Source organism: Citrobacter sp. RHBSTW-00887 (assembly GCF_013728095.1).
Taxonomy (GTDB): domain Bacteria; phylum Pseudomonadota; class Gammaproteobacteria; order Enterobacterales; family Enterobacteriaceae; genus Citrobacter; species Citrobacter braakii.
On the sequence record NZ_CP056267.1, the window covers coordinates 4,443,121 to 4,461,006 of the forward strand.

Annotated in this window: 14 protein-coding genes and 2 pseudogenes; 4 read left to right on the forward strand and 12 right to left on the reverse strand. The window is 48.2% G+C overall.

Annotated elements, in window-relative coordinates; translation table 11 throughout:
- Nucleotide 1: 1 nt before the first annotated feature.
- The 6 genes and pseudogenes from ispH to HV314_RS27440 all read right to left on the reverse strand — a co-directional run bounded on the left by ispH (nucleotide 2) and on the right by HV314_RS27440 (nucleotide 6,033).
- Nucleotides 2-952, reverse strand: a complete 951-nt coding sequence (gene ispH, locus HV314_RS21225; RefSeq protein WP_016155658.1) for a 4-hydroxy-3-methylbut-2-enyl diphosphate reductase — start codon at nucleotides 950-952, stop codon at nucleotides 2-4.
- A gap of 1 nt (nucleotide 953) precedes the next feature.
- Nucleotides 954-1,403, reverse strand: a complete 450-nt coding sequence (gene fkpB / locus HV314_RS21230; protein ID WP_003018929.1) for an FKBP-type peptidyl-prolyl cis-trans isomerase — start codon at nucleotides 1,401-1,403, stop codon at nucleotides 954-956.
- Between the two features lie 117 nt (nucleotides 1,404-1,520).
- Nucleotides 1,521-2,018 (reverse strand): signal peptidase II, encoded by a 498-nt coding sequence (gene lspA, locus HV314_RS21235; RefSeq protein WP_003018932.1) that lies wholly within the window; start codon nucleotides 2,016-2,018, stop codon nucleotides 1,521-1,523.
- A complete protein-coding gene (ileS, locus tag HV314_RS21240; protein ID WP_181546641.1) occupies nucleotides 2,018-4,834 on the reverse strand; it encodes an isoleucine--tRNA ligase in 2,817 nt (938 codons plus the stop codon). The genes lspA and ileS overlap by 1 nt, the downstream gene beginning before the upstream one ends.
- Nucleotides 4,835-4,871: 37 nt before the next feature.
- On the reverse strand, nucleotides 4,872-5,810 hold the full coding sequence (gene ribF / locus HV314_RS21245) for a bifunctional riboflavin kinase/FAD synthetase (protein WP_016155656.1): 939 nt from the start codon (nucleotides 5,808-5,810) through the stop codon (nucleotides 4,872-4,874).
- Nucleotides 5,811-5,817: 7 nt separating this feature from the next.
- Nucleotides 5,818-6,033, reverse strand: a pseudogene (locus HV314_RS27440) (DUF2575 domain-containing protein).
- Between the two features lie 105 nt (nucleotides 6,034-6,138).
- On the opposite strand from HV314_RS27440, the gene rpsT reads away from it, so the two are divergent.
- Both rpsT and HV314_RS27675 read left to right on the forward strand, forming a co-directional pair.
- Nucleotides 6,139-6,402, forward strand: coding sequence for a 30S ribosomal protein S20 (rpsT, locus tag HV314_RS21250; protein ID WP_003018940.1), 264 nt, complete (start codon nucleotides 6,139-6,141; stop codon nucleotides 6,400-6,402).
- A 91-nt stretch (nucleotides 6,403-6,493) separates the two neighbouring features.
- Nucleotides 6,494-6,580 (forward strand): annotated as a pseudogene (locus tag HV314_RS27675) (hypothetical protein); the annotation flags it as partial.
- Between the two features lie 114 nt (nucleotides 6,581-6,694).
- Here the strand turns inward: HV314_RS27675 and nhaR are convergent.
- The 6 genes from nhaR to HV314_RS21280 all read right to left on the reverse strand — a co-directional run bounded on the left by nhaR (nucleotide 6,695) and on the right by HV314_RS21280 (nucleotide 14,856).
- Nucleotides 6,695-7,594, reverse strand: coding sequence for a transcriptional activator NhaR (nhaR, locus tag HV314_RS21255; RefSeq protein WP_016151636.1), 900 nt, complete (start codon nucleotides 7,592-7,594; stop codon nucleotides 6,695-6,697).
- 38 nt (nucleotides 7,595-7,632) lie between these two features.
- A complete protein-coding gene (gene nhaA / locus HV314_RS21260) occupies nucleotides 7,633-8,799 on the reverse strand; it encodes a Na+/H+ antiporter NhaA (protein ID WP_181546644.1) in 1,167 nt (388 codons plus the stop codon).
- Nucleotides 8,800-8,955: 156 nt separating this feature from the next.
- On the reverse strand, nucleotides 8,956-10,671 hold the full coding sequence (locus HV314_RS21265) for an aryl-sulfate sulfotransferase (RefSeq protein ID WP_046274470.1): 1,716 nt from the start codon (nucleotides 10,669-10,671) through the stop codon (nucleotides 8,956-8,958).
- Between the two features lie 118 nt (nucleotides 10,672-10,789).
- Complete coding sequence (locus HV314_RS21270) at nucleotides 10,790-12,040, reverse strand: IS1 family transposase (RefSeq protein WP_181546646.1); 1,251 nt, start codon at nucleotides 12,038-12,040, stop codon at nucleotides 10,790-10,792.
- Between the two features lie 24 nt (nucleotides 12,041-12,064).
- Nucleotides 12,065-13,264 (reverse strand): anaerobic sulfatase maturase, encoded by a 1,200-nt coding sequence (locus tag HV314_RS21275; protein ID WP_100250040.1) that lies wholly within the window; start codon nucleotides 13,262-13,264, stop codon nucleotides 12,065-12,067.
- A gap of 98 nt (nucleotides 13,265-13,362) precedes the next feature.
- Nucleotides 13,363-14,856 carry a sulfatase family protein gene (locus HV314_RS21280; RefSeq protein WP_080859392.1) on the reverse strand — a complete coding sequence of 498 codons (1,494 nt, stop codon included), beginning with the start codon at nucleotides 14,854-14,856 and terminating at the stop codon, nucleotides 13,363-13,365.
- A 573-nt stretch (nucleotides 14,857-15,429) separates the two neighbouring features.
- Here HV314_RS21280 and HV314_RS21285 point away from each other — a divergent pair.
- Nucleotides 15,430-16,188: an outer membrane protein OmpK gene (locus HV314_RS21285; protein WP_181546648.1), complete on the forward strand. Its 759-nt coding sequence runs from the start codon at nucleotides 15,430-15,432 to the stop codon at nucleotides 16,186-16,188.
- 115 nt (nucleotides 16,189-16,303) lie between these two features.
- A complete protein-coding gene (locus HV314_RS21290; RefSeq protein ID WP_181548118.1) occupies nucleotides 16,304-17,875 on the forward strand; it encodes a bifunctional metallophosphatase/5'-nucleotidase in 1,572 nt (523 codons plus the stop codon).
- The last annotated feature ends 11 nt before the right edge of the window (nucleotides 17,876-17,886 follow it).

Sequence of the window (17,886 nt, forward strand, 5' to 3'; positions counted from 1 at the left end):
CTTACTCTACTTCACGAACATCCACACGCAGCTCTTTCGGTACTTCGAAAACGATGTTTTCTTCACGCCCTGCCAGCGGAATAGCTTCCCCACCACCAAGCTCCTGCAGGCGAGCAATCACGTTTTGCACCAGGATATCAGGCGCCGAGGCACCGGCCGTCACGCCCACGCACCTGGCTTCTTTCACCCACGCTTCCTGGATATCGGTCGCATCGTCAATCAGATACGCCGCTTTCCCCATTCGTTGGGCCAGTTCAGCAAGACGGTTGGAGTTAGAAGAGTTTTTCGAGCCGACCACCAGCACAACATCCGCCTGCTCTGCCAGCGCACGGACCGCTTCCTGACGGTTGGTCGTGGCATAACAGATATCGTCTTTGCGCGGCCCGACAATTTTCGGGAAACGGCTTCGCAGCGCGTCAATAACGTCAGAGGTGTCATCAACGGAGAGAGTAGTCTGCGTCATGAAGGACAATTTGCCTTCATTTTTTACATTCAGTTTCAGCACATCTTCAGGTGATTCGACCAGATACATTCCCCCCTGCGGGTTACTGTACTGGCCCATCGTGCCTTCAACTTCCGGATGCCCGGCGTGACCAATTAAAATTGACTCTTCACCGCGACGGCTGGCGCGGGCAACTTCCATATGCACTTTAGTTACCAGCGGGCAGGTCGCATCAAAAACCGTGAGGTCGCGGCCTTTGGCTTCGTTACGCACCGCCTGAGACACGCCATGAGCGGAGAAAATCAGGATCGCGCCATCCGGTACTTCGCTGATTTGCTCAATAAAAATAGCGCCGCGCTCGCGCAGGCTATCCACCACATAGCGGTTATGCACCACTTCATGACGGACATAAATCGGTGCGCCGTAAATAGCCAGCGCGTTTTCCACAATGCTGATAGCGCGGTCTACGCCAGCGCAAAAACCGCGCGGGTTGGCCAACAGGATCTGCATTTTACGCCTCCAGTGCCGGTTCGACTTCCAGCACTTCAATATCAAAATGAACGGTATGCCCGGCCAGCGGATGGTTGAAATCAACCGTGATCGAGTCACCGTTGATTTCGCGGATCACACCAGGCATCTCACTGCCGTCCATTGCGGTAAAGAGCATGATAGCGCCAATTTCTGGCTCGCCCGCGTCCATAAATTCCCGACGCGAGAAATACTGAATCAAGTCCGGGCTTGACACGCCGAAGGCGGCATCCGGCTCCAGAGCAAAAGTGGTTTTATCACCTTCTTTTAACCCCAGCAGGTGTTGTTCCAGTCCTTCAGACAGAGAACCGTCGCCCAGGCGAAACAGCGCAGGCTTGCCGTTATTGCGAGTTGACTCTGCGGTGGAGCCATCGTCGAGCTTAAGGGTGAAGTGCACCAGCACCGCACTGTTACTCTGTACTGATTTAGACATGCAGGTTGCTCTTTAAAATTGCTGCCGCCTGTTTGCCCGATAGCGCTACGCTTACCGGGCCCACAAGAATCGCAGTATATTGTAGGCCGGATTAGCATAGCGCCATCCGGCATTTTTTTATGCGGCTTTTTTCTCTTTCGACGGTAAGAAGCCTTCGAGGACAATCAATGCCGCACCGATACAGATCGCCGTATCAGCAAGGTTGAATGTCGCGAAATGCCAGTCACCGACGTAAAAGTCAATCATATCAACCACGAAGCCGTGCCACAGGCGGTCGAACAGGTTGCCCAGCGCACCGCCAATGATTAACGCATACGCGATGTTGTTCAGCTTTTGCGTCGCCTTCGAGCGATACATCATCACCATCAGGATAACGCAGATACCAATGGCGATACCGGCAAAGAACCAACGTTGCCAGCCACCGCTGTCGGCTAAGAAGCTAAACGCCGCACCATAGTTACGCGCATAGTGCAGATTAAGCGACGGGAACAGCGACACCGTATCCCCCAGAGCAAAGTTCTGGAGGATCAGGTATTTGCTGCCTAAATCGATAATCAGCACGACTACCACCAGCCACAGCCAGCGTAGTCCTGTTGAACAAAGAGGCTTACTCATCAGGCAAACTTACGTTGTTCGCCATTACCGGCGATGTTGCTGACACAGCGTCCGCAGATATCTGCATGTTCCGCCACCTGGCCGACATCGGTAGTGTAATGCCAGCAGCGCGGACATTTCTCACCTTCGGCTTTGCTTAGTACGATTTTCAGACCTTTGAGCAGTTCGCTCTGCTGAGCATCAGCAGGAGCCGCTGCATAATCCGCAACCGTCGCACCGGAGGTCAGCAAAACAAAGCGCAACTCTTCGCCCAGCGCGGTCAGTTTCGCCGCCAGCTCTGGTTCAGCGTACAGAGTAACCGCCGCTTCCAGCGAACCACCGACTTTCTTATCCGCACGCGCCTGCTCGATGACCTTGTTCACTTCGCCGCGCACTTTCAGCAACTCGTCCCAGTAGGCATCGTTCATCGCTTCGGTTTCGCCTAAGCCAAACAGACCTTCGTACCATTCACCGGTAAAGACGTACTTCTCACGATCGCCCGGCAGGTAACCCCAGATTTCATCGGCGGTGAAGGACATGATCGGTGCCATCCAGCGTACCAGCGCTTCTGCAATATGGAACAGCGCAGTCTGGCAACTACGACGCGCCACGCTGTCCGCTTTCGCGGTGTACTGACGGTCTTTGATGATGTCGAGGTAGAACGAACCCATTTCTACGGAGCAGAAGCGCATCAGGCGCTGTACTACTTCGTGGAAGTCATAGGCTTCATAAGCTTTCAGGATCTCTTCCTGCGCCGCTTGTGCACAACCTACCGCCCAGCGATCCAGCACCACCATCTCTTCCGGTTTCACCATATCTTTTACTGGATCGAACCCATTCAGGTTCGCCAGCAGGAAGCGCGCGGTGTTACGGATACGACGATAGCTGTCGGCAGCACGTTTCAGGATTTCGTCAGAAACGGCCATTTCGCCGGTATAGTCGGTAGAAGCGACCCACAGACGCAGAATATCCGCGCCCAGTTTGTTCATTACGTCCTGCGGGCTTACGGTGTTACCGATAGACTTGGACATTTTACGACCCTGACCATCAACGGTGAAACCGTGGGTCAGTACCTGACGGTATGGCGCTTTGCCCTTCATTGCAGTGGAGATCATCAGAGAAGACATGAACCAGCCGCGGTGCTGGTCAGAACCTTCCAGATACATATCTGCCGCATGGCCTGCAAACTCAGGACGCACGTCCACAACGGATGAGTGGGTTGAACCGGAGTCGAACCACACGTCCAGCGTATCCGGGACTTTGACATACTGGTCAGCTTCATCGCCAAGGATATCTTTCGGGTCGAGATCCCACCACGCCTGGATGCCGTCAACTTCAACGCGTTTGGCCACTTCTTCCATCAGTTCGATAGCACGCGGATGCAGCTCTTCGGTGTCTTTGTGAACAAACAGAGACATCGGCACACCCCACGTACGCTGACGGGAGATACACCAGTCAGGACGGTTGGCAACCATCGATTCAATACGTGCCTGACCCCAATCCGGGATCCATTGCACGCCTTTGATCTCTTTTAGCGACTGCGCGCGCAGACCTTTCTGATCCATGCTGACGAACCACTGCGGAGTCGCACGGAAGATGATCGGCGATTTGTGGCGCCAGCAGCACGGGTAGCTGTGCTGCATCTTCTCAACGTGCAGTAGAGCGCCTTTATCGCTCAGCAGCGCAACGATTTTGTCGTTGGCTTTAAAGACGTTCACACCGTCCAGATCCGGATAGGTACCCGCCAGATATGCGCCGTCCGGGCCAACCGGGTTAGCGATTTCCAGACCGTATTTCTGGCTAATGACGTAGTCATCCGGACCGTGGCCGCCGGCGGTATGGACCGCACCGGTACCCGCATCCAGCGTAACGTGATCGCCAAGAATAGCCGGCACGTCAAAGCCCATAAACGGATGGGTAAAGCGCAGCAGTTCCAGCTCGGCGCCTTTTACGGTGCCCAGAATAGTGTATTCAGCCGCACCAATACGCTGCATGACGCTTTCAACCAGATCCTTCGCCAGAATCACAGCCTGCCCGTCAATCTGCACCAGCGCATAGTCAAAATCAGGCGCCAGAGAGATTGCGCGGTTCGCAGGTAACGTCCACGGGGTGGTAGTCCAGATAACCAGTGAGATCGGGCCATTGACGTCAGAAACGCCAAATTTCGCTTTTACCGCGTCCTGATCGGCGGCGTGGAACGCAACGTCGATGGACGGGGAGGTTTTGTCATAATACTCAACTTCCGCTTCCGCCAGCGCGGAACGGCAATCAACGCACCAGTGCACCGGCTTCGCACCTTTGTGCAGGTGACCGTTACCGATGATTTTACCCAGCGCACGAATAATGTTGGCTTCAGTTTTGAAGTCCATGGTCAGGTACGGATGCAACCAGTCGCCCAGCACGCCAAGACGGATAAAGTCTTTACGCTGACCGTCAACCTGCGTCGCTGCGTATTCACGGCATTTGGCGCGGAACTCAGCGGCAGTGAACTTCTCGCCCGGCTTGCCGTATTCCTGCTCTACTTTCAGCTCGATAGGCAGGCCGTGGCAGTCCCAGCCCGGAACGTAAGGCGAGTCGAATCCCGTGAGTCCTTTGGACTTCACGATAATGTCTTTCAGAATCTTGTTAACCGAGTGACCAATATGAATGCTGCCATTCGCATAAGGAGGGCCATCATGCAGAATGAAGGTTTTTTTGCCTTTTTTGGCCGCACGAATGATGCCGTACAGGTCATCATCAGTCCAACGCGCCAGCATTCCCGGTTCACGCTTGGCGAGATCGCCGCGCATCGGGAACCCTGTTTCCGGCAAATTCAGGGTTGATTTATAGTCACTCATCAGATTCTCGGTTCCGTATTTAAAACTCGTATAGGCATTAAGCCGGTTTTGTTAGCCCAAAAAATTCACGGGCAGTCAACTCATCACGCGCAATCTGCGCTTTTAGTTCATCCAGCGAGGCAAATCGCTGTTCGCTGCGTATTTTTTTACGCAGTACTACATCTATATGGCGACCATACAGGTCCATTACAACGTCCAATAGATGCACTTCCAACTGTTGGCGTACGCCTGCTACCGTCGGGCGTGTGCCGATGTTGGCGACGCCGGGGAAAGGTTTGTCACCCAGCCCCATTACTTCAACCGCATAAACCCCTTTCACCGGAGAAACCTGGCGACGAAGCGGTAAGTTTGCCGTCGGAAAACCGATAGTGCGCCCTAACTCGTCACCGTGAACTACGCGTCCTGAGATAGTAAAAGGATGCCCAAGCAGGCTTTCGGCCAGTTGCAGGTTATCTTCCGCCAGCGCCTGACGTACCGCGGTGCTGCTGATGCGCACACCGCCTTCACAGAAGGTTTGGGTGCTGGTGATATCAAAACCATACTCAGCGCCCGCTTCCTGTAATAACAAGAAATCGCCCGCACGGCTAGCGCCAAAGCGGAAATCATCACCAACGGCAAGAAATTGTACACCAAGGCGCTTCACCAGCAGATCGCTGATGAAGGTCTGCGCCGTTAATGCCGCGAAGCGCCTGTCAAAACGCACACACAGCACGTAATCAACACCGCACTCCGCCAGATAACGCAGTTTTTCCCGCAGACGGGTGAGGCGCGCAGGTGACTTGTCCGTCGCAAACAGCTCCAGCGGCTGCGGCTCGAAAATCATCACCATCACCGGTAAATTGCGTTTGCGCCCTTCTTCCCGTAAGCCCTGCAGCAACGCACGATGGCCACGGTGCACGCCGTCGAAATTACCAATAGTCAGCACACACCCATGCGGGGCCTGACTGAGATTATGTATGCCTCGTATCAGCTTCATGTCTGGCTCAAAACAGTGAAAATCGTGAAAGTATACCCTGTACCGCGTTCAACGTTAACCGGCGATTGTTTCTACGAAACAGAAAGAGGATGGTTTTCATCGTTATGAAACAAATTGACGCCCTTCACGGGCACACCAATGCAATTTTTCTCGTGGAAAGGCTGTATTCACGCCCCGCAAGCTGGTAGAATCCTGCGCCATCACTACGCAACGAGTGCTGCAATTTAAACGGCGCTTATTTGCACAAATCCATTGACAAAAGAAGGCTAAAAGGGCATATTCCTCGGCCTTTGAATTGTCCATATAGAACACATTTGGGAGTTGGACCTTGGCTAATATCAAATCAGCTAAGAAGCGCGCCGTTCAGTCTGAAAAGGCCCGCAAGCACAACGCTAGCCGTCGCTCTATGATGCGTACTTTCATCAAGAAAGTATACGCAGCTATCGAAGCTGGCGACAAAGCTACTGCACTGAAAGCATTTAACGAAATGCAACCGATCGTGGACCGTCAGGCTGCTAAAGGTCTGATCCACAAAAACAAAGCTGCACGTCATAAAGCAAACCTGACTGCACAGATCAACAAACTGGCTTAATCGCCTGCTTGTTGTCGCTTTGTGAAAAAACCCGCGCAAGCGGGTTTTTTTATGCCCGTCGTTTGCAGTCGGATTCGACAGCAACCGTCATTCACTAGGCATTGAGCTGATAATCTCTGTCTGGCCGAAGGTGGATAACCGCACCAAGAGGTATCGGGAGATGCGTGAAAACGGCTGGCCACGGAACAGAATTCCGGTATTTATCCGCGAAGGTGGTCAGTACCGGAATTTATTAAAGCAGTAGAATCCTTCCGGCTGTAGGCAACCACCGCAGCCGGAAGCATTACGACGATCAGGCTGATTGCAGCTTAAATAATGCCGAGTAGTCCGCATTGCAAATACGCTGCACCGCTGGATGCTGGATCATTCTTTCTGCAAATATGGCGTGATACTCCTCCATCACATTCTCTACGCGTCCAATTTCAACAATTGAATCATCGGCATAGAAATTGTGGGAGTAAAGCGTAGGCGCAACAAAAATAGCGTTATGCGTTGCGCCGAACGCTTTCATCAGCGCGGCGTCATCAAACTCGCCAAGGATCTCAACGTTCAGCCCTTGTGAGTTAATCCAGTTCAGCAGCTTACGCCCGAGCATCGAACGGCGCCCTGGGATCAGCAATCGACGCTCTTCGAGGCAGGCCGGAAATGGTTTCTCAGGCAATGGCTGGGTGCACCAAAAGCTCACGCTGCATTCGCCAATCCGCACTGAGAACAACCCTTCCTGCTGCGTAGAATCGATCGGGCAGTCGGAGATAATCATATCCAGTTTATGCTGGCTGAGCTGATCCAGCAGCATCTCGTGCGTTGATTCAAAACAACGCAGATGGATTTGTTCATCTTCAACGACTGCGGCATTCAGCACGCTGCTGACCAGCTGTTTGGACAACGCATCCGCCACGCCGACATCGAACAGTAAATTCGACTCTTTGCGATAGTTCACGATATCCAGCATTTCCTGGCTTAACGTGAACATCTTATCCGCATAACGAAAAACCAATTCGCCTAATTCGCTGGGCTCCAGTCCACGCCCCTTCCGCTTGAACAACTTTCCCTGTAAGCGTTCCTCAAGCGCTTTAATCTGCCCGGTAATGGTCTGCGGTGTCAGATAAAGCGCCTCTGCTGCACCAACCACCGATCCTTCTTTATATACATGCCAAAAGTAGTACAGGTGGTTGTAGTTTATATGAGACATACTCTCTCCCTGAAAATTGTCACGAAAGGGTTATCCCGTCAGGCTGCTGCGTTCAACCGGGTGCGTAACCAGCAGTAACCTATTATCGCCGACAGCAAAGAACCGATCAGGATCCCCAGTTTCGCCCAGTTAATCAGCTCAGGATCGACGGTCCCAAACGCCAGGCTGGCGATGAAAATCGACATCGTAAAGCCAATGCCGCACAGAATGCCGACCGCCATAATTTGCTGGAAATTCGTTCCCTCCGGCAATTGCGCCATCCTGAAGCGTAACGCCAGCCAGCAAAAGAGGCTGATACCCAGTGGTTTCCCGATTAACAGGCCAGCAATGATCCCCAGCGGTAACACCGAGGTCAGTCCATCAATGGTGACGCCCTGCAGTGAGACACCCGCGTTAGCGAAGGCAAACAACGGTAGGATCAGGTATGCCACCCACGGGTGCAGAACATGCTCCAGACGCTTCGCCGGTGAACGCCCGTGTTTTTCCTTCAACGGAATGAAGAAACCGACGATCACACCCGCCAGAGTTGCATGCACGCCAGACTTCAGTACGGCCGTCCACAGCACTACGCCAACCAGAATATAAATACCGGTACGTCTTACACCGCACAGATTCAATGCTGCCAGGACAAGGATCGCGCACGCGGCAACGCCCAGCGACAACAGCGAGAGATCGCTGGTGTAGAACAACGCGATGATCACAATAGCGCCGAGGTCATCGATTATCGCCAGCGCCATCAGGAAGATTTTCAACGCCAGCGGGACACGGCTGCCCAACAGCGCCAGCACGCCTAATGCAAAAGCGATATCCGTTGCCGCCGGGATCGCCCAACCCTCACGGGTGATAGGGTCAGCATAGTTGAATGCCAGATACAGCAGCGCCGGGACAATCATGCCCCCGATAGCGGCAATGATCGGAAACGCCGCCTGGCGCAGACTGGCCAGCGAACCTTGCATTAACTCACGCTTCACTTCCAAACCGATCAACAGGAAGAACACCGCCATCAACGCGTCATTGATCCACAGCAGCATATTTTTGTTGATCTCAAGCGCGCCAACCCGCAGTTGAACGGGCGTTTCCAGGAAGGCGTGGTACCATCCACTGGTAACCCCGATATTTGCCATCAGCATAGCAACCACGGCAGCGATGATCAGAATGATGCCCCCCGAGGCGTCACTACTAAAAAAACGATGCAGATGTTTCACTTTTATTCTCTCTATTGGGTGAATACTTCGTAAATACTATCTTACACCTTCAGAAAGCTCGTTAAAATTAGATTATTCATGATGAATAGATCGGTTTTTACGAATAAAAAAGCCCGAACAGATGTCGGGCATAGAGCGCAAAACACTGAGACCTAATCAGGCATACAGTCCCATTTTATAAACGCGGAAACTGGTGATGTCATAGCGATAGCCTACGCCATTCACTTCCTCGTTTTTATAGTAACCAGAGGTCATTGTCGCCTCAAAAAGCACCGACTTGGTTACCGGTTCAATTTCTTGCAGAAGCAAATTCCCCAATGCTTCATTTCCTTCCTGCGGGTCAATAATGTCGCTATCCCCCGGCTGGCAAGAGATAGCTCGGCCATTTTCGTCAAATGTGCAATCGCCGAAATGCACAACGATGTTGCCATTCTGCAACACCTCTTTGGCGCTTACACAACTACTATAACCGCGAGCTCCCAACTCCTTACCGTATTCAAAAGGGCGCATTACCGTCATTGCGTTCAAATCAACGATAAAGTGTACAACCCGGCTGTAATTATCTGGTGGAAGCAGGCTTTTACTATCAACACGAGAGCGATAGTTACCATTGTCGAATACCATAAATTCGACCATTCCTGGTTCGTCATTAGCCACTTCAGTCACATTGTGTTGTCCCCACGACCAAAAATCACGGTTTGCCGCATCCACATCATCCTGATTGCTGAAGTCATAAAGAGGGACACCATCACTGTCGACCGGAGTCAGAAGGTAAGGCTTATACTCCTCGCTCCAATCTTCATGCGTGGACATAATAAACTGCAGCGATTCAGTCTCGAGGCTGATGCCAAAAACAGCGCTCTGATGACGCCCTGAAGCGATCAGCAAACTATTCGTTTCATTAACATAGCTTTGGTTGATATGCAGCCAGTCCTGAGCGGTCGGATCTTCACCAGGTGCCGTCCCCGTTGGTCTCGCTGTACGTGAGGTATCAAGAATAGCGGCCATGTCGTAATAGGCAATTTCCAGCCCGGTAGATAAATCCACAACTGAGACGCCATCTTCATTAGTCTTCAGTGAATCTGGTCTGCCCGAGGTATATTCGGAAGGCGCGACGATGGTATTACTGTCCCATTGCCAAATTGAGTGGTGGAATTGGTTATCCAGAATATAAAAAGTATACAGCCGTCCCATCATGTCGAACTCATACATCTCAAGGTAGGTGTTTTTAGCTTCTGATGTAGCCAAGAAATGACCGTTATCAATGCGCACCAAATTGAATGACGGGAAGTCCTGTGTCACGTACCAACGCACCACACCATCCTGATCCAGAGCATAGTTATAGCGGTCGAAATGCGTAATGAAATAGCAGCCCGGCGCAATCAGGTCGGCGTCAGTCACTGGTTGAGTCACATTGATAACAGGAAACCCTAACTGCACATCTGCAGAATCCGTTGCAGGTAAAGGTTGGGTTGCTATCGTATAAGTGGCGATAACGACTTCATCAACCAAAATAGCCAGTTGGTTATCGACATCTGCCACTAGGCCAAGTACAGGCAGCAGATTCGCCCCCACATTCAACGTAAAATCTTGCACGACTTGTATCGCGCTTTGCGCCAGATCCTGAATTTTCAGCGTTACAGTACGTTCTTCAGCACTCCAAACACCGGCATATGCACTTAAAGGGGCTGTACCATAAGGGTTTAGAACAATGACCGCATTTTCCAACGTATTCTCATCAGTGATCCGAGCCAGACAATCTTGATAAACAGCTGTATGACTGAGAACCATCTCATTATTGCTGTCAATCTCCTGATTAACAGCGGGACGAGGTGTAGGCAACTTAATATCGGGGGAAATAATCTTTTTCATTATGCGTGTCCAATTTATTCATTTCATCGTTCCACAGCGGAACAACAAAATAAATACACTGGGGATGTATCAATCAGGCAATCAAAAAGTATCAATTAATATCAATAAAAATATTCCGTTATCGCATTATATTTTTATTATATTCAAATTTTAAATAATTCAGTACGACCGTAACATTGGCAGGAGACAGGCGGCTAAGCTGAAAGAAAAACGGATGCGTATGCAAAAACTGAATAAATTTAGTGCTGCCCGTTAAGGTAGCGTAGCGTAGCATACTCGTTTTTTTATTTCCTGTGAGGTTACATACGGCTTTAGAGTAACCGCGTGTTGAGAAGGCTCGCCAGACATTATTACGTATTCCGCCACTAAGGAACACTCGATAAGGAAAGTCTTTATCCGGAGGTGAAACCCCCATTTCTCTTACAAATGATATATGACAACGACCTTGCCGCACAGATTGCAGATTAGCCATCATACATCCTCCTAATATAAAACACTCATGATCGATGTCGTGCTGAACATTGAGGGAGTGCTCATCCGTAAGCTCTTTGACCAGCTCAAAATGCCGGTACGCGGGAAGAACCGGTTTTACCAACATCCCGGGATCGTTTTTGTAAAGCGTGGCGGGACCATAGTCGATATCAAATAGGGTATTTCGCCGCATCGTCATGAGTTCTTTGCGTTGGACAAGATGCGCTAACGTCCCAGGCGGCAGACGTTCCTCGTATTCAGAAATGTACTGATATTCGTTTTCGACAGGCTGCGTGGAATAATTAGTTGTCACAGCGATAACCCTGCCACTGCTCTCTTCTGCCGTAACCAGAGCATACAAACTGTTGTCGCCGCCATTAAATTTAACCCGAAAAGCGCACGTACTCATCGCCAGATCAAACGCAGGAAAAACGAACTCTCGTTCAGCCTCATTTACCTTGCGGGATAATTTTTGTAGCGCACGGTTTAGACCCGTGCTGTCTAATGAAAGTGTCGCTCTAATATCAGACAACGAAGCGCCTTCCTGGATAAGTCTGGCAAGGTTTTCCTGACGGATATCTGCCTTATGTTCTCCTGGGGAAACGAACGTTTTGTGGCACTCAAGGCAGTATAGTCGCGCCTCTCTTTGAGCGGAAAATCCATATTTTTTCAGTGATGAACTACCGCAGCTAGGACAAGCTTTAATCAATCCCTTCCAGGCCTGGTTTGCCGACTGACGGAAGAGATTGAGCGAGTACTCAGAAATGATGGGGAACAAAAATCCACATTCTCTACACAGAATCTCCTTCCCTTGGGTTAAATAATCCGGACTATTTAATATACCCATATTTTTACAAGTAGGTGTTTTACAGGCATCAACATTGATTCGAGAAAACATATTCACTCCCTGCGAATATTACTATCACACAAATATTGTTTTTATCTCTGCTGGCGAAATATTATTTTCATAGAGCGTTTTCATCGCCCCCATCGCTAGTGCAGTATGGGAAAAAAACAACTGATAACCAGCACATAAAAAGTTCTGATTCGATACTCCTGAGACTGAGGGGAGAAATCGGTGTTTAGGACATCCCCCATTGCAAGCAAACCGCCACTGACAGGAGTAACATTCTTGCGCCATGGTACGGCTTTTATCATTGCCGAATTGCCGATTTTGCTCACTATTGTTCATCGCACGCACCGTTGTATGCTGAATATTCCCTAGTTTGTACTGCGGATAGACAAAGTGATCGCAGTTATAAACATCACCATTCATTTCCATTGCGAATGCACTGCCGCACGTTGGAGAAAACACGCACACATGCGGAGGTAATCCGCACCAGGCAGCCAGCGTCTGCTCAAATATCTGTATGCCAATATTACCAATATCCTCACGGATCCAGATATCAAAAATAGCATTGAGAAAATGGCCGAATTCAAGTGAGTCAACGGACCACGGCATCATTTTCGTTTGTTTATCACAGGGTGCAGCCAACTCGGCATCGCTGTTGTCACTACGCCTCTCTACTAATGGAATAAACTGCATATACTGGCTACCAATGCTTTTCAGATATTGGTAAACCTGCAGTGGATGAGACATATTAGTGTGGTTAACCACCGTCAGCGTATTAAACTCAACCCCGTGACGTACCAGGCGTTTAATGGCCTGCTCCACTTTCTCATGTGTTGGTTTACCCGAACGAGTAACACGCCATTCATCATGTAGCGCGGCGTCACCGTCAACAGAAATCCCCACCAGAAAATCATTCTTCTTGAAAAACTCAGCCCATTCTTCGTCGATCAAAACACCATTAGTCTGAAAGGTATTTACTATGGTTCTCCCCTCAGCGTAACGCTGCTGAAGTTCAATCGCCCGCTGGTAAAACGCGCGCCCCATCAGAGTCGGTTCTCCACCTTGCCATGCAAAAATGACGTCATCCACATCCTGTGCGGCAATGTGTTGCTTGATGAATAATTCAAGCATTTCATCTGACATTTTGAAATTTGCTTTTCTGTCTGGATAGAGCTTCTCTTTTTCCAGGTAAAAACAGTATTTGCAGTCCAGATTGCATACTGATCCTGTCGGCTTAACCATTACCTGACAACTTTTCCTTTGCATCACGGAGGTCCATAAATAAAAGAACCCGGCTCAGCATAAAAATACTGAGCCAGGCGGGCATAGCCCTAAGTGGCATACTCTATTTTTTTGTTGTTATCCGATTAACCCCAGGTTACCGGCGTCGGTTTTTCACCTCGGGCTTTCATTAAGGAATCGTTATCAATATCCTTTTTGTACTTCAGGAACTTACCGTACAGCTGTTTTTCGATATCAGGCTGCTTGCCAATCTGATTAAGGGTTTCAAAACGATCTTTTTTCAGGTTGTAGAGGTATTTAGGTTTATTTTCGCGATTGATGATCATTTTCCAGTCACCATCGCGAATAGCCCACTCATCCGTTGGATCATCCTGGAATGGCATATCAATACCAAAAATGAGTGGCTTCTGACGCGCTAACGTTTTCTGTTCCAGTAATGGCACCAGAGACTGCCCATCGTAGGTACGATCTGTTGGCAGTTTAAAATCCATCATATTTGCCAGCGTCGGCATCCAGTCGAGACCATAAACCGGCGTATCCGTTACCATCCCCTGCGGAATATGTTTACCATACTTGATGATTGCAGGAACACGGATGCCGCCTTCCCACAAATTGTCTTTACGACCGCGAAGCCCATCCGTTTCGCCCGCCAGGTTCAGTTCATACACTTTGCGAGCCTCGCGTGTGACCGGTCCGTTATCGCTGGTAAAAATGACAATGGTGTTATCTTCTTCACCCATTGCCTTAATCTTATCCATTACTTTACCGACCTGCGCATCCATATAGCTGATATTGGCGTAATATTCTCCCGTGCCGCGCCACGGTTTATCAGCCCAATCTCCGTAGAACAGATCCGGATGCTGTTTCTGGTAGTCGCTCATGTTTTGTGAATACATATCGAGATACTTTTTCGGCGATGCCAGTGGGCTATGAACTTCTGTGAAGGCGACGTATAAGAAAAACGGCTTATCATCTTTCTTATTGTCCAACCAGTTCACGACTTCAGAGCTTACTAATTCTCCACTGAAGGTCTCCGCTCTGCCAATCGGCTTGCCATTACGCACAAAACCGGTTGGATGTACCATGCCATGACGCGGGCGCTCTGTTGCGGTATCTAAAGTTGAGTCCGTTACGAACCCGGCAGCATTCACCAGAGTGTAATCGAATCCCATATCGTTCGCTTGCGGCTGATCGGTGCGATCTCCTCCGGCATTCAGGTGTAATTTGCCCATTATCGCCGTGTCGTAGCCCTGCTCTTTCAGCAGATTAGCAATCGTCAATTCATTGCGCCCTAATGCGACGTCTTTCCCTTCAGGGATCCATGAGCGTATCCCGGTACGAAACGGCATACGCCCCGTTAATAAACCAGCACGAGAAGGAGAACACAGCGGCGCAGGTGCATAGTAGTCGGTAAATTTCACCCCTTCCTGCGCCAGCTTGTCGATATTAGGGGTTTTGACGATTTGATGGCCATAAGTCGCGAGATCGCCATAGCCTAAATCGTCAGCAAGAATGATGACTAAGTTAGGACGTTTATCCGTAGCAGCCTGCGCGGTTGACGATACGCTTCCGGCACATAAGGCCAGTCCGATCATACTGGCAACAACAGTTCTTTTCATTTCAACTCCTTTGAATTATCACATCACCAATTACGCAATAAACTTGCCAAAAGGCTTAATATTTTCGGTTGATTTCTGGCACTCACTATTACATCAGCATGCAATAAAGAGTGATTGAAAAAAATAAAGAAACAAATACATTCACAGGCGCTATATTAATAATTAAAATATCACTTTTATTTATATAAACTTACCAGAAAATTCTATTAAAAAACTGCACAATAACAAGTGACGAAGATCCCAAACACCTCCCTGACCCTCTCTATGTCTCGTTAATGTCAGCATATGTTGTTTTCTCGGCACTAAGTTGCTAATAGCGAATAAGTCATACAAAAAGAATATCAAAAGCATCGATAAAAAAAGATTCGCGTCACTCCGGTAACACACCTTATATTCAAAAAAACATAAAGTTAGCATAAAAAAAACAACACCTCCCGACACTTTCTCAAATTAATATTCGAACACTGGTATTTTTGCGACACCTATCACTCACAAACAAAACATCAACCAATAGACTTCCTTTTTTTCAAAAGCATTACACTTTATTATTTTCTTTACCTCACGGAGCTGAGCATGAACAAAAAATACATTAATAGTCTACTTGGTGCATGCCTTATCTTAGCCTGTTTTAATGGTCATTCAGCTGAACTAAAACGCGTATATGGGAAAATTAGTCTCGGGTATGGTGACTGGAATAAAGGTTTCGTAAACGTCGATCGTGGTGAAGTGTGGAAAGCGGTGGCTGATTTTGGCGCCGTTTTCGACAGAGGTGAATTTGCTTCATTTTACGAAATGAACGTTCTCAACCATCCAGTCGAAGGACGGAACCACGTTACTCAGTTTCTCGGACATTATCGTCCGATAGAAGGTTCTGATTTTACGTTGATGACCAAACTCTATATGTCGATGGAGAACACGTTTGGTGATGAATTGAATATGATGTATGGGGTCGGCTACCTTGGTCTGGTAGAAAAATCATGGTTCATTAAACCCTATGTGGCTATACACAATTTATCCAACGACTATACGTCAAAAAAATACGGTCAGGCTACTGGCTTTAACGGATATGTACTTGGTTGGGTTGCGGCATATAATTTTGAAATGTTTAACGAAAAATTTGCTGTTTCCAACTGGAATGAAATTGAAATGGATCGTAATGATGCCTATGCAGAGCAACAAGGTGGACATACTGGCCTGAATGGCGCTGTGACTTTCACATGGAAATTTATACCTAGCTGGACTGCATCGGTATCCTATCGTTACTTTAATAATAAATTAGGTTATAAAGATTATGGTGACCGCATGAATTATATGATTGGCTTCGAGTTCTGATTACTATCAAAATAAATAAAAAGTAATAACCCAGTTTGAAACTCTGCATCCGATATATCAGATGGGGTGAAGTGTAATTGTCAATATATCGAATAAATGGAATATGAATATGAATATGAATATGAATAATAAATTCTCGTTGTCCCTCTTGTCTTTATGTATTGGTTTATCATCTGCTATAACCTTTACCGCAGATGCCAGAGACATTACCATTTACTACACAAATGATTTGCATGCTCACGTTACACCTGGGATTATTCCTTCTGTGTCGAAGACACGTGAGGTAGGAGGATTTGCTCCTATCTCTAAAATAGTTAAGGATGCCAAAGAAAAATATAAAGATGTTTTTTTCTTTGATGCAGGTGACTATTTTACTGGCCCTTATATCAGCACCTTGACAAAAGGTGAAGCCATTATCGATATTTTGAATACCATGCCCTATGATGCCGTTTCAGTAGGAAATCATGAGTTTGATCATGGACATGAAAATCTAGTCACACAACTGAGTAAACTTAAATTTCCGGTACTGCTCAACAACGTGTTTTACAGCAATAGTGATAAACCATTAATTAAAACACCTTATACCATCGTCGAAAAAAATGGTTTGAAAATTGGTGTTATTGGGATGCACGGCGTTTCGGCATTTTATGAAGCAATTGCCGCTGGCGTCCGTGAAGGTGTTGACTGCCAGGATCCCGTACCGTATGTGAAGAAACAACTGGAAGAATTGAAAGGGAAAGTTGACCTGACAGTACTGCTCGCGCATGAAGGTGTACCGGGTCGTCAATCCAGCGGTGGTGATGAAGACGTTGCCCGTGCGCTGAAAGCTGACGTTGAAATGGCTAAAACGCTTGAAGGCTACGGGTTGAACGTACTGATCACCGGCCATGCCCATAAAGGTACTCCAGAACCCATTAAAGTCGGCGATACGTTGGTGGTTTCAACTAATGCCTACACGATTGAGTTAGGCAAGTTAGTCCTCGACTGGAACCCTGAAACCAAAAAAGTGGATAGCTACAATGGTAAGCTAATCACGATGTACGCAGATACCTATAAGCCTGATCCGCAAACACAGGCAAAAATCGATGAGTGGAACAATAAAGTTAAGAAAATTACCGACAGAGTCGTCGCCTACTCACCTGAGATTTTGACCCGTTCTTATGGTGAATCTGCTACTACAGGTAATTTAATTACTGATGCTTTGATGTATAAGGTACCTTACGCCGATGCCTCATTCTATAATGCTGGCGGTATTCGTTCCGAATTACCCAAAGGCAACATTACATATGGTGATGTATTGAGCATGTATCCATTCACTAATGATGTAATGAGTGTGGAGATCAGCGGTAAAGATCTCAGGTCAATTATGTCTCATGCCGCAGATTTGAAAAATGGGACGCTACACGCGTCAAAAACAGTACAGTTTAAATACGACAGCACAAAACCGTTGGGGCAGCGTATTGTTTCGTTTAATATTAAAGGAAAACCGGTAGAAGACAGTCAATTTTATACTATTGCTCTGGATTCTTTTATCGGGAAAGGCGGTGGTGGATTTAGTTTCACCAATAGTAAAAATTTTAAATACATTAAGGGATTACAAACCGCTCAGGCAATAATCGATTACATGGAGCATGTGAAGAACATTGTTCCTGATCACACAATGCGTGTTGACGATATTAGCAAATGATTTTTTAGTAA

Coding starts and splice junctions, on each gene's coding strand:
- nhaR (WP_016151636.1), bottom strand. CDS start 7,594: ATGTCTCATATAAACTACAACCACCTGTACTACTTTTGGCATGTATAT.
- HV314_RS21290 (WP_181548118.1), top strand. CDS start 16,304: ATGAATATGAATAATAAATTCTCGTTGTCCCTCTTGTCTTTATGTATT.
- HV314_RS21270 (WP_181546646.1), bottom strand. CDS start 12,040: ATGTTTTCTCGAATCAATGTTGATGCCTGTAAAACACCTACTTGTAAA.
- HV314_RS21280 (WP_080859392.1), bottom strand. CDS start 14,856: ATGAAAAGAACTGTTGTTGCCAGTATGATCGGACTGGCCTTATGTGCC.
- HV314_RS21265 (WP_046274470.1), bottom strand. CDS start 10,671: ATGAAAAAGATTATTTCCCCCGATATTAAGTTGCCTACACCTCGTCCC.
- fkpB (WP_003018929.1), bottom strand. CDS start 1,403: ATGTCTAAATCAGTACAGAGTAACAGTGCGGTGCTGGTGCACTTCACC.
- lspA (WP_003018932.1), bottom strand. CDS start 2,018: ATGAGTAAGCCTCTTTGTTCAACAGGACTACGCTGGCTGTGGCTGGTG.
- ribF (WP_016155656.1), bottom strand. CDS start 5,810: ATGAAGCTGATACGAGGCATACATAATCTCAGTCAGGCCCCGCATGGG.
- HV314_RS21285 (WP_181546648.1), top strand. CDS start 15,430: ATGAACAAAAAATACATTAATAGTCTACTTGGTGCATGCCTTATCTTA.
- ispH (WP_016155658.1), bottom strand. CDS start 952: ATGCAGATCCTGTTGGCCAACCCGCGCGGTTTTTGCGCTGGCGTAGAC.
- ileS (WP_181546641.1), bottom strand. CDS start 4,834: ATGAGTGACTATAAATCAACCCTGAATTTGCCGGAAACAGGGTTCCCG.